The organism is Ruegeria sp. AG1 (assembly GCF_056541705.1).
In genome coordinates, this window is the sequence record NZ_JBQFYU010000004.1 from 105,421 (window position 1) to 116,993 (window position 11,573).

Genomic DNA, 11,573 nt, shown 5'->3' on the forward strand with positions numbered 1-11,573 from the left:
CCCTTGCCCTGAACATTCGGTGTCTTGGGACCTCTAGCATGTCGGTTGGTTTCTGTGGATGGCAAATTGGCAAGGCGACCCCTTTACGCGGGGTCGCCCGTTTCATTATTCGAAGTTGTAGGGCACGCCAGCCTGATTGATGACGCTGTTATACTCTTGGAAGATGCCGATGATCTTCTGGTGCACTTCGCCTTCCTGAGCAATCTCGTCCCAGAATTCTTTGGCCGCGTTCTCCACCTCGGCCCATTCGCCGGGCGGAACCGAGCGCAGCTCCAGCTTGTCACCATTGGCCCGTAGCGCCGCTTCGCCACCCCAGTACCACTGGTTCCGATAGGTGTGCCCAGCCTCGATACCCGCCATCACGACAGACTTCAGGTGATCCGGTAGTTCGTTCCAACGCTCTTGGTTGGCGAACCACGATCCGATCCACGCGCCTGAGATGTTGTTGGTCAGGAAGTAGTCGGTCACATCAGCCCAGCCGACCGTGTAGTCTTCGGTGATGCCAGACCAGGCCATGCCATCCAGCTCACCTGTCTGAACGGCCACTTCGGCGTCCTCATAGGGGATGTTCACCGGAACCACGCCGAACTTGGCAAGGAAGCGACCAGCGGTCGGGAAGGTATAGAGCTTCAAACCATCCAAGTCAGCGACCGAGGTGATTTCCTTCTTGGTGTTAAAGTTGCATGGGTCCTGACCGGCGGCGGACAGCCATTGCACACCGACTTTGGCGTATTCGTCGCGCCAGATATCGGCCAGACCGTACTGGTTGAACAGGACAGGAACGTCGAGGATGTGCTTGGTTGCGAAAGGGAAATACCCTCCGAATACGCGCAGCGGCGTGGGCGAGGCCATCGAGTCATCGTCCGAATGCACACCGTCGATGGTGCCGCGCTGAAGCGCCTGGAACAGCTCTCCGGTGGGGACGATCTGGTCGGCATAGAACAGCTCGATCTCAAGCTCGCCATTGGCATTGGCATTGATGTAGTCGATGGCCGGTTTGGTCACATGCTCACCCAATGCACCCCCTGCGTAGGTCTGAAAGCGCCATTTGATCGGGGCCTGCGCTTTGACGATTGCGGGCGCTGCCAGCGTCGCAGGCGCGGCCAAAGCTGCAGTGCGTAAAAATCTGCGTCTTGTTGTGGTCATAGTCTTCCTCTCCTGTGCTTTTTGTTGAAATCGAACCGGTTTATCCGGCTTCTTCTCTTGTATGCTCAGTTTCCGTAGACGACGCCCGGAAGCCACAATGCAATGTCGGGGAAGGTCATCACCAATCCCAGTGCCACAGCCATCACGCAGACAAACGGGATGATTGAGCGGTAAATGTCTTTGATCGTCACCTCAGGCGGGGCCATCGCCCGCATCAGGAACAGGTTATACCCGAAAGGCGGTGTCATATAAGCTATCTGGCAGGTGATCGTGTAGAGCACGCCATACCAGATCAGGTCAAACCCAAGCGCGCCGACCAGCGGTACGTAAAGTGGGGCCACGATGACCAGCATGGCCGTGTCATCAAGGAATGTTCCCATGAGCAGAAAGCTCAACTGCATCAGGATCAGGATGATCCACGGGTTCAGACCGAGTTGAACGGTAAACAGATTCTCAATTGCTTTGACCGCGCCCAGCCCGTCGAACACCGCGCCAAAGGCCAGCGCGGCCAGGATGATCCACATGAACATGCAGGTGATGCCCAAGGTCTGCTTGATCGAGGTTTCAAAGACCTGCCACGTCATGCGGCGTTTCAGAACGGCCGCCAGAAAAGCCGCGATGGCTCCAAGGGCCGAACTTTCAACCAACGAGGTCCAGCCGTTGACAAAGGGCACCATCATCACGGCGAAGATACCCAGCGGCAGCAAGCCAGCGCCCAGCAGACGCATCTTTTCGCCCCATGTGACCTCTGCGCGTTCCTCCGCGCTCATCACGGGGCCAAGCGCCGGATTTATGCGGCAGCGGATGGCGATGTAGATGATGAACATCGTGGCCATCATCAGACCGGGGATCACGCCGGCCAGCCAGAGTTGCCCGACCGGTTGGCGCGCGATCATGGCATAGAGGACCAGCACGACCGACGGCGGGACCAGAATTCCCAAAGACGATCCGGCCTGTATCACGCCGGTGACCATCAGCTTGTCATAGTTGCGGCGTAGAAGCTCGGGCAGGGCGATGGTGGCTCCGATCGCCATACCAGCCACAGACAGCCCGTTCATCGCTGAGATCAGAACCATCAGGCCGATGGTGCCGATGGCCAGTCCTCCTGACAGTCCACCCATCCAGACGTGGAACATCCGATAGAGGTCATCGGCAATCCGGGACTCGGACAGGATGTAGCCCATGAAGATGAACATCGGCAGGGTCAAAAGGGGATACCAGCGCATCACCTTGATCGCCGCCGCAAAACCGAGATCGTATCCTCCGCGGTCGCCCCACAGGAAGAAGGCGGCGATTACGGCGACAAAGCCAATCGCGCCAAAGACCCGCTGACCGGTCAGCAGCATCAGCATCATGGTCGAGAACATGAGCGCAGCAATCAGTTCATAGCTCACCCGCGATGCCCTCCTTCAAGGTCTTCGGGGGCCATGTGGACGGGCTCATCATCCTTTTTGCCCATGTCAAAGCCTTTGAGACGCAGGATGTCTTTGCAGAGTTCCGATATCGCCTGAAGCAGCATCAGAAAGATGCCGATAACCATGATGGTCTTGATCGGCCAGATATAGGGCCGCCATGCCGAGGAGGAGCGTTCTCCACCATATTGGAAGGAATACATCAGGCTGTCCCAGCCGCCCCAAAGCAGAAAGCCGAGGTAGGTAATCAGAAACAACACGGTCAGCGCGTCGATCTGGCTTTTCTTGCGGTCCGTCCATTCACCATAGAGCAGATCCATCCGAACATTCGCGCCCATCTGCATCGCGTAAGGCCCACCCAGCATGTAATAGGCCACCATTGCGAACTGCGCCATTTCCAGCGTCCAGAGGGACGGCACGAAGAACGTCTTGGAGACCGAGGAATACAGCAGGATCGCCATCATCACGAAGATGCCATACATGATCACGCGACCCAGTATCCGGTTGGCGCGGTCGATGAACCGCACATAAGTCATCATGGGTCCTGTCACGAGAGGCAGACTTTCAGGCGTTTGGGGTCATCAGACCGAACGCAACCATGCCGAGAGCGATGCTGACAGCAGCGCGTGATCCGGGCAATGCATTGGTTTGATTCAGTGTTTTTGCTCACGCTGGTATCAGAACGAGATGGTTGGATTCTGTCAAGCACGGCTTCGGCTCAGGGCTTGCAAAACCCGACTCAGTGATGATTGCCCGAAAATGACTCGCCTTTTGGGCGAAACGAAACAGTTGACGCTGCGCTGCCATCTGAGAAGGTGACAGAACTCAAACGCCGTCGCAGAGCAGGTAAAACATGGCCAATCAATCCCAAGGCGAAGCCGTTTTCCTGAGTGGTAGCCTGATGCGACATGTCACGCGCATGTCTTTGACGACAAGCATCGGTCTGATGGCGATCTTTGCGGTCGATTTCGTCGACATGGTGTTTATCTCGATGCTTGGCAATGACGCGTTGGCCGCCGCGGTGGGATATGCCGGAACGCTTCTGTTTTTCACCAATGCAATCAATATCGGCCTGTCGATCTCGGCCGGAGCGTTAACGGCACGGGCCTTGGGGGCAGGGCGGCCGGAGGAGGCGCGGAAATATGCCTCCAGCGTGGCAACGCTGGGTCTGTGCGTCGGGCTGGTAACCCCGGTTCTGGTGCTTTGGAACCTCAGCGCACTGTTGTCGTTATTGGGGGCTGAAGGCGAGGTGTTGAGGCTCGCCACACGCTATGTGTCAATCATTTTGCCGACTATGTGGGTGATGGCGATTGCGATGGTCGCAATGGCGGTTCTGAGGGCTCATGGGGATGCCCGGCGATCCATGATGGCCACGATCTATGGCGGTGTGGTGAATGCGGTTCTCGACCCGATCCTGATCTTCGGGGTTGGTTTGGGGCTCGACGGTGCAGCGATTGCATCGGTGCTGGCGCGGATTTGCATGCTCGCCGCTGCGCTTTGGCCCGCCCTGCGTGTCAACCGAGGCTTTGCCCGCCCATCGCTGCGGCAAGTCGCATCCGATCTTAAGCCAGTCCGGGCCATCGCGATCCCGGCTGTGCTGACCAATGTGGCAACGCCGATCGGCAATGCCATCGTCGTGCGTGAAATCGCCGAGTACGGAACGGATGCGGTGGCCGGAATGGCTGTGATCGGGCGGCTTTTGCCCGTGGCGTTCTCGGTCATCTTTGCGCTGTCTGGGGCAATCGGTCCCATCATCGGGCAAAACTTCGGGGCCGAGCAGTTCACCCGCGTGCGCGAAGCCTTTCTGGCCGGCATCAAATTTACTGCGATCTACGTTCTTGGGATGGCGGCGGTCCTTTTCCTGTTGCGCGCACCAATCGCGAATTTGTTCGCGGCCGAGGGCGAGACCCGCGTGCTGATCTACCTGTTCTGCGGGCCTCTGGCGCTGGCGTCTTTCTTCAACGGTGTCATCTTCGTCGCCAATGCCAGCTTCAACAACCTTGGCCACCCGGTCTATTCCACATGGATCAACTGGGGTCGCCACACCGTGGGCACATGGGTCTTTGCCTCAATCGGATCGGCACTGGCCGGGGCGTCCGGAGTTCTGTTGGGGCAGGCTTTCGGCGGCATCATCTTCGCCGCGATCAGTTGGATACTGGTTGGCCGCGTTGTTTCTGGTCTGGAGCGCTCGCAGGCGATCGACCCGTTTGCAGGTCAGAACCGCTTGCATTCCCTATTCGGCCGTCGCGGTTGGTAGCACCAGGCGTGTGCCGGTGAACCATAGCCCTGCGTCAGCCGTTTGATTCAACGATCTGTTTGAGATCGAAACGGTTGAAAAGCGAGATAATCTGGCGGAGGTTTGGGGTTCTATAACGAAAGGTTGCCTGAGTGTTTTGCACAAATAGATGTTGGGCAACCACAACTGGAAAAGCATCAATAGAAGCCACAGCAAGAGGCAACAAAGAGAAAACAATTCAAGATTGAAACCAGACTTCTGATTTTCTTCTAGATATTGAATGCTAGTGAAGTGGCAGCCCGTAGGGGAATCGAACCCCTCTTTCCAGGTTGAAAACCTGGCGTCCTAACCGATAGACGAACGGGCCACTAAGCCTTGGCTCACAAGCGAAAATGGCAGCCCGTAGGGGAATCGAACCCCTCTTTCCAGGTTGAAAACCTGGCGTCCTAACCGATAGACGAACGGGCCACGCTAGCTTGTGGAGGGCCTTTTACGGTTTCACCCCGACCCCCGCAAGCCGAAAAATGCAGGGATGCGAAAGTTTTTTGACCTGTCCTACCGTTGCCTTGAAACCTGTCATTTCGCCTCGGCTGCGTCCTCTAGACGAAGCTGTACGTTTTGGCGACCACCCCATGTGTTTACCTCAAGCCGACCGGCGAAATGAAAGCGCGCTCCACCGTGATTTGAGAGCTTTTCGCCCATCGGCCCGTCGAAGGCTCCGAATGCGATCGCGTCCAGCCCTCCGCCAAGACCATCCGCAAGCGAGAGTTTCAGATGCGACTCACCGACCCGTTTGGCAAAACGCACCTGCAGGTCAGGAAGGGCGTAGCGCGGGGCAGGGGCGCTGGCCCCAAAAGGCCCGGCTTTCTCAATCTGTTCGATCAGTTCAACTGTTGCGGCGCCGGGCATCAATGCCCCGTCGAGCTTCATGTCTGCGGGACCGCCTTGACCTGCGCCTTGTTTTTCCAGCAGTTCTGACAGGCGCCTCATGGCCGGTTCCAACTGATCGCGCATGACGGTAAGCCCGGCCGCCATCTTGTGACCGCCACCTTTGACCAACAACCCCTCAGCCGCCAGCCGCTGGATCGAGGCCCCCAGATCAACGCCCGACACCGATCGCCCTGATCCTTTGCCTTCATCCCCGTCAAAGCCGATCACAATCGCCGGGCGATTGGCGTTTTCCTTCAAGCGCGAGGCGACGATGCCGACGACGCCCGGATGCCACCCTTCGCCAGCAGCCCAGACCAAGGGCGCGTCCAAACCGCGCTCCTCCGCCTGCTCAAGCGCCGCAGCGCGTACGGCATTTTCGATATCGCGCCGTTCAGAGTTCAGCGCGTCTAGCCGTTCGGAGAGAGCCTGCGCTTCGTGCAAAGAGTCGGTGCTGAGCAGCCGCGCTCCAAGGTCGGCCTGTCCAATGCGTCCCCCAGCGTTCACCCGCGGCCCCAGAAGAAACCCGAGGTGATAGCTGTTTGGCGCGGCATCCATACGAGCGACATCCGACAGGGCCACAAGGCCGGGGCGCTGACGGCCTACCATGACCTTCAAACCTTGTCGGACCAAAGCGCGGTTCGCCTCGATCAACGGGGCAACATCGGCGACAGTCGCCAGCGCAACCAAATCCAGCAGAGGCACCAGATCCGGCCCTTTGGCGCCAGCCTCACGCATTTGCCGGCCAGCCTCGACCAGCATCAGGAAGACAACGCCTGCCGCACAGAGATAGCCCAGATCGCCGCTTTCATCCTGCCGGTTCGGGTTCACCACGGCCACACAATCCGGCAAAGTCTCACCGCCCAGATGGTGATCCAGCACGATCACATCAGCCCCTTTTGCTGCAGCGATCGGATCATGGCTCAGCGTGCCGCAATCCACGCAGATGATCAGGTCATGCGCCGCTGCCAGCGATTGCATCGCAGGCACGTTCGGCCCATAGCCTTCGTCGATGCGGTCCGGCACATAGAGCGTCGCCTGCAGACCCATCTGACGCAGCCAGACCAGCAGCAACGCCGCCGAACTGCCTCCATCCACATCATAATCAGCAAAAACTGCGATCCGCTGCTTTTCGCGCACCGCTTTCAGAAACCGGGTCGCAGCGGCTTCCATATCTTTCATGCTGCGTGGGTCGGGCAAAAGCTCTTTCAGCTTTGGTTCCAGAAAACCGGCAGCCTCCATCGGAGGGACGCCCCGCCGCGCCAGCACTTGGCAAACGGCACGCGGCAAACCGGCCTGCTGCACCAACATTTCAGTCGCGCGCTCAACCTCGGGCGCGGGCCCCACCCAGCGCCGACCTGTCAAAGATTGCTCAACCCCAAGAAAACTCATCGCGCCTCTCATATGCCAAGGCCGGACCCATTTGGACCCGGCCTCTTCATCTTTGCACAGATACTCCCGCCGAAGGTATCGGCGCAAGCCGCTTAGGCTTCGTCGTGCGACCACATTGGCGTGCGGTAGGACATGCGGCGAACCGATCCGGTTTTTGAGCGCATCAGAAGGGTGGTGGTTTCAACCCAGCCCGGTTCACGCTTGATGCGCGGCAGCAGCGAGCCACCGGTTACGCCAGTAGCGGCAAAGATCACATCCGCCGTCACCATCTCGTCACGAGCATAAATCTGATCCAGATCGGTGATGCCTGCCTTGGCGGCGCGGCCACGCTCGTCATCGTTGCGGAACAGGAGGCGACCGAAGATCTGACCGCCCATGCATTTCAGAGCAGCAGCGGCCAGAACGCCCTCGGGCGCGCCGCCCTGGCCCATATACATGTCGATGCCGGTGGTTTCGCTTTCGGCGCAATGCATAACACCTGCCACATCGCCGTCAGTGATCAGACGGATCGAGGCACCGGTTTCGCGCACCTCGGCGATCATGGCCTCGTGGCGGGGACGTTCCAGAATGCAAACGGTAATATCGGCCGGCTCACAGCCCTTGGCCTTGGCCAGCGCCTCAACACGTTCGCGCGGGCTCATGTCGAGCGAGACAACGCCTTCGGGGTAGCCGGGGCCAACGGCCAGCTTGTCCATATACACATCCGGCGCATGCAGCATCGAGCCGCGCGGGCCCATGGCAATCACGGTCAGTGCGTTTGGCATGTCCTTCGCGGTCAGCGTAGTGCCTTCCAGAGGGTCCAGAGCGATATCCACACCGGGGCCTTCGCCGGTGCCGACCTCTTCGCCGATATAGAGCATCGGGGCCTCATCACGCTCGCCTTCGCCGATGACTACGACTCCCGCGATGTCCAGCAGGTTCAACTGCTCGCGCATCGCGTTCACGGCGGCCTGGTCGGCAGCTTTCTCGTCACCACGCCCCACCAGCGAGGCCGAGGCAAGCGCGGCCTGTTCCGCGACCCGTGCTAGGCCCAAAGACAGCAGGCGGTCGTTAAAATCGATTTTGGCAGGGTTCATGCGTTGTATTCCTTTGGCAGGCAATGGCGTTTCGTCTGGCATAGCCTGCGGATGGCGCAGGCTGCAAGGGTTCAGACCTGTTCGATGCGCAGCGCGACAGGCTCGCCCGCGACAACATCGGTCGTCCGGAACCCGTCCAGCGCCACATCCAGAGTGGCCCGCGTGGTTTTGTGCGTGACAATCAAAACGGGGGCTGTGCTGTCGCTGTGGCCGTACTGCCGCATCCGGTCAATCGACACGCCCGCATCTCCCAGAATGGCCGCAACCTTGGCCAGCGCTCCGGGTTTGTCCAGCAAGCCCAGACGCAGGTAATACGGCGCAGGCAGGCCTGTGATGGCTGGGGTGGCGTCTTGAAGGCTGGACGCAGGGCGCCCGAAGGTCGAGATTTTCAGACCCCGTGCCAGATCGCAAACATCGCCCATCACTGCGCTTGCGGTTGGTCCTTCGCCCGCTCCGGGGCCGCGCAGTACCACTTGTTCAACTGCGTCGCCTTCGATCACCACCATATTGGTGCCGCCTTCGAGTTGACCAAGCGGCGAGTCGCTGGGCACGAGGCAGGGCTGCATACGCTGTTCCAGACCGCGTGCAGTGCGTTGGGCCAGACCCAGCAGCTTGATCCGGTAGCCCATGTCATGTGCCTGATGGATATCGTCGAGGCTGATGTGCTGGATGCCTTCAATCTCGATCCCGTCGAAATTCGGCTTCGTGCCAAACGCGATTGAAGACAGCAGGGCCAGTTTGTGCGCCGCGTCAATGCCCCCAACATCCAGGTTCGGATCCGCTTCGAGGTAACCCAGTTCAGCGCATTCATCGAATAGCGCGTTATAGCCTTTTTCCTGCGATTGCATGCGGGTCAGGATGTAGTTGCATGTGCCGTTCATCACGCCCATCACGCGGGTGATCTCGTTTCCAGCCAGACCTTCGGTGAGGGACTTGATCACCGGGATGCCTCCGGCGACGGCGGCCTCGAACCGGATCACGCGGCCTGCGGCTTCGGCTTTTTCGGCCAGCTCCTGACCATGGATGGCCAGCAGGGCCTTGTTGGCCGTGACAACATCCTTGCCGCTGGCCAGCGCTGCCTCGACCGAGGCTTTGGCCGGGCCGTTTTCGCCGCCCATCAACTCGACAAACACGTCCACGTCATCGCGTTTCGCCAGGTCCACAGGGTCGGTTTCCCACGCATAATCTGACAGGTTCACGCCCCGGTCCTTGCTTGAATCGCGGGCCGAGACGGCGACGATTTCGATCGGGCGTCCGGTGCGTGACTGCAGCAGATCGGCATGACGCCGGACAATCCGGACAACACCCACACCAACAGTTCCCAAGCCCACAATTCCAAGCCGCAGCGCCTGTGTCATCCCGTGGGTTCCTTTCGCTCGCACCAGTCTGATTTCGGGCCTTTTACCCGTTCAGCGCTGCCTTAGCTGGTTCAGGGCACGGGCGCAATCCGTCACGCGCCAGCAGGGGCTGGGAAAAGCCGATCTTTAGTTGATCTGAGCGTTTTGCAGCGCTTCGGCTTTCTTCGCCAAAGCCTCGCTTCGGGCACTAAGGTCCTGCTCAACGGCAGATGCTTCGCTGACCGGATCGGCAGGCGCGCCCAGAACGTTGGGTAGGGGCAAAAGCTTGGGGTAAGGCGCCGTCTTGACCGCGCGGGATTCGCTGCCTTCCAACTCAGGGAAGTTTGTGCATCCGGCAAGGGTCAGGATCAGAACCAGAACTGGCAGGCGCTTCATAACAGGTGCTTTCACAAGGGACTGGTCTTGTGATGCCTCTTTTACCCGATCTGTTCAAGCGGGGTTCTATCTGAACATACGTTCAGATAGTGTCGGTCCATGGCTCGTACACAGGGATCACATTCGGACATAACCGGCCCGCGCATCCGCAATGCAGCGTTGGGTCTTTTTGCGCGCCATGGCTATGCCGCCGTTTCGATGCGCCAGATCGCCAAAGAGGTCGGCGTTCAGGCCGGGGCGCTGTATAACTACACGCCCGACAAGCAAAGCTTGTTGTTTCGCCTGATGCGCGACCACATGCAGGAGTTGCAGCAAGCCTATGATGCCCTTGGTGAAACCGGCGATGCGCAAGAGGCTCTGCGCCGCTTTGTCGGGTTCCACATCCGGTTTCATCTGGAACGCCCCGACGAGGTTTTCATCGCCTATATGGAGCTGCGCAACCTGACGCCGGACAACTTCGCAGAGATCGAGGATCTGCGCCGCGCCTACGAGGATTCTCTGGAGCGGATCTTGAGTGAGGGCCAGAAAGCCGGTCACTTCGCGATCTCGGACACCAAGATCGCCACGCTGGCGGTGATTGCGATGCTGAATGGTGTGATGACCTGGTATCGCTCGGGTGGGCGATTATCGCTGGACGAGGTCGAGCAGATCTATTGGGACATGGTTCGCCGCGCAGTGACGGCCTGACCCATAATCGGGTCAGGCTTGGCTTTAGTGGGCAGGGCGAATGAAGGTTCGATTGCGGAGCTCACAAAACGCCTGTTCCAATTCGGCACGCGTGTTCATGACGATGGGTCCGTGCCAAGCTACAGGCTCATCAATCGGAGCACCCGAGATCAGCAGAAAGCGAACACCTTCGGGCCCGGCCTGAACCGTGATCTCATCCCCGGTGCCGAACCGCACCAGAGTGCGGTCTCCGGACATGTCGCGGATGTTGACCTCTTGTCCGGCGACTTCCTTTTCCAATAAAACTCCGGTCGGCTGGGACGCATCGGCAAAGGCCGCCTGACCTTGGAACACATAGGCAAAGGCCCGGCGGTAGGTGTCGATCTTGAAGGTCTTTTTGACACCGGCCGGAATTTGCACGTCCAGATATTGGGGATCTGCAGCAATACCGTCCACCGGGCCGGTTTTGCCCCAGAACTCTCCCACGATAACGCGCACTGTTGTACCGTCATCGTCGATGACCTCGGGGATCTCTTTGGCCTGAACGTCCTGATAGCGCGGAGCGGTCATTTTCTGATCCGAGGGCAGGTTGCCCCAGAGCTGAAACCCATGCATCTGGCCCGACGTATTGCCGTGCGGCATTTCCTGATGCAGAATGCCCGACCCCGCCGTCATCCATTGCACATCACCCGCACCGAGCGTCCCGCTGTTGCCCAGCGAATCCGAATGCTCGACGGTACCGGACAGCACATAGGTGATCGTCTCGATCCCGCGATGAGGATGCCAGGGAAAGCCGGCCTGATAGTCCTGCGGGCGCTCATTGCGAAAGTCGTCGAACAACAGAAACGGGTCCAATTCGGAAGGGTCCTGAAACCCGAAGGCGCGATGCAGCTTGACGCCCGCACCTTCCATCGTCGGTACGGCCTTGCGTGTTTCCAATGTGGGTCTGAGGGACATGGCGACCTCCTTCATTTGTTTGCAGCAT

10 protein-coding genes and 2 tRNA genes are annotated in these 11,573 nt (G+C 59.3%); 2 read left to right on the forward strand and 10 right to left on the reverse strand.

Annotation, left to right across the window (positions count from 1 at the left end; genetic code table 11):
* Nucleotides 1-105 precede the first annotated feature (105 nt).
* The 3 genes from ACR0B5_RS06950 to ACR0B5_RS06960 form a co-directional block, all read right to left on the reverse strand.
* Nucleotides 106-1,146, reverse strand: coding sequence for a TRAP transporter substrate-binding protein (locus ACR0B5_RS06950; protein WP_170376212.1), 1,041 nt, complete (start codon nt 1,144-1,146; stop codon nt 106-108).
* A gap of 65 nt (nt 1,147-1,211) precedes the next feature.
* Nucleotides 1,212-2,540, reverse strand: coding sequence for a TRAP transporter large permease (locus ACR0B5_RS06955; protein WP_480539471.1), 1,329 nt, complete (start codon nt 2,538-2,540; stop codon nt 1,212-1,214).
* Entirely contained in the window at nt 2,537-3,097 is a 561-nt protein-coding gene (locus tag ACR0B5_RS06960) for a TRAP transporter small permease subunit (protein WP_480539846.1), read from the reverse strand. The genes ACR0B5_RS06955 and ACR0B5_RS06960 overlap by 4 nt, the downstream gene beginning before the upstream one ends.
* A gap of 314 nt (nt 3,098-3,411) precedes the next feature.
* On the opposite strand from ACR0B5_RS06960, the gene ACR0B5_RS06965 reads away from it, so the two are divergent.
* A complete protein-coding gene (locus ACR0B5_RS06965) occupies nt 3,412-4,815 on the forward strand; it encodes an MATE family efflux transporter (protein WP_480539473.1) in 1,404 nt (467 codons plus the stop codon).
* 271 nt (nt 4,816-5,086) lie between these two features.
* Here ACR0B5_RS06965 and ACR0B5_RS06970 read toward each other — a convergent pair.
* From ACR0B5_RS06970 to ACR0B5_RS06995, 6 genes are all read right to left on the reverse strand, one after another.
* Nucleotides 5,087-5,161: transfer RNA gene (locus tag ACR0B5_RS06970), tRNA-Glu, on the reverse strand.
* A gap of 26 nt (nt 5,162-5,187) precedes the next feature.
* A tRNA-Glu gene (locus tag ACR0B5_RS06975) sits at nt 5,188-5,262 on the reverse strand.
* A 108-nt stretch (nt 5,263-5,370) separates the two neighbouring features.
* Entirely contained in the window at nt 5,371-7,113 is a 1,743-nt protein-coding gene (recJ, locus tag ACR0B5_RS06980; RefSeq protein WP_480539475.1) for a single-stranded-DNA-specific exonuclease RecJ, read from the reverse strand.
* Between the two features lie 92 nt (nt 7,114-7,205).
* Nucleotides 7,206-8,189, reverse strand: coding sequence for a class II fructose-bisphosphatase (glpX, locus tag ACR0B5_RS06985; RefSeq protein ID WP_480539477.1), 984 nt, complete (start codon nt 8,187-8,189; stop codon nt 7,206-7,208).
* Between the two features lie 71 nt (nt 8,190-8,260).
* Nucleotides 8,261-9,547: a homoserine dehydrogenase gene (locus ACR0B5_RS06990; protein WP_480539479.1), complete on the reverse strand. Its 1,287-nt coding sequence runs from the start codon at nt 9,545-9,547 to the stop codon at nt 8,261-8,263.
* Nucleotides 9,548-9,673: 126 nt separating this feature from the next.
* Entirely contained in the window at nt 9,674-9,922 is a 249-nt protein-coding gene (locus tag ACR0B5_RS06995; RefSeq protein ID WP_170677845.1) for a hypothetical protein, read from the reverse strand.
* 99 nt (nt 9,923-10,021) lie between these two features.
* On the opposite strand from ACR0B5_RS06995, the gene ACR0B5_RS07000 reads away from it, so the two are divergent.
* Nucleotides 10,022-10,609, forward strand: a complete 588-nt coding sequence (locus tag ACR0B5_RS07000; RefSeq protein ID WP_480539481.1) for a TetR/AcrR family transcriptional regulator — start codon at nt 10,022-10,024, stop codon at nt 10,607-10,609.
* Between the two features lie 24 nt (nt 10,610-10,633).
* On the opposite strand, the gene ACR0B5_RS07005 is transcribed toward ACR0B5_RS07000, so the two are convergent.
* On the reverse strand, nt 10,634-11,545 hold the full coding sequence (locus tag ACR0B5_RS07005; protein WP_480539483.1) for a pirin family protein: 912 nt from the start codon (nt 11,543-11,545) through the stop codon (nt 10,634-10,636).
* Nucleotides 11,546-11,573: the final 28 nt, after the last annotated feature.

Coding starts and splice junctions, on each gene's coding strand:
- ACR0B5_RS07000 (WP_480539481.1), top strand. CDS start 10,022: ATGGCTCGTACACAGGGATCACATTCGGACATAACCGGCCCGCGCATC.
- glpX (WP_480539477.1), bottom strand. CDS start 8,189: ATGAACCCTGCCAAAATCGATTTTAACGACCGCCTGCTGTCTTTGGGC.
- ACR0B5_RS06965 (WP_480539473.1), top strand. CDS start 3,412: ATGGCCAATCAATCCCAAGGCGAAGCCGTTTTCCTGAGTGGTAGCCTG.
- recJ (WP_480539475.1), bottom strand. CDS start 7,113: ATGAGTTTTCTTGGGGTTGAGCAATCTTTGACAGGTCGGCGCTGGGTG.
- ACR0B5_RS06950 (WP_170376212.1), bottom strand. CDS start 1,146: ATGACCACAACAAGACGCAGATTTTTACGCACTGCAGCTTTGGCCGCG.
- ACR0B5_RS06960 (WP_480539846.1), bottom strand. CDS start 3,097: ATGATGACTTATGTGCGGTTCATCGACCGCGCCAACCGGATACTGGGT.
- ACR0B5_RS06990 (WP_480539479.1), bottom strand. CDS start 9,547: ATGACACAGGCGCTGCGGCTTGGAATTGTGGGCTTGGGAACTGTTGGT.
- ACR0B5_RS06995 (WP_170677845.1), bottom strand. CDS start 9,922: ATGAAGCGCCTGCCAGTTCTGGTTCTGATCCTGACCCTTGCCGGATGC.
- ACR0B5_RS07005 (WP_480539483.1), bottom strand. CDS start 11,545: ATGTCCCTCAGACCCACATTGGAAACACGCAAGGCCGTACCGACGATG.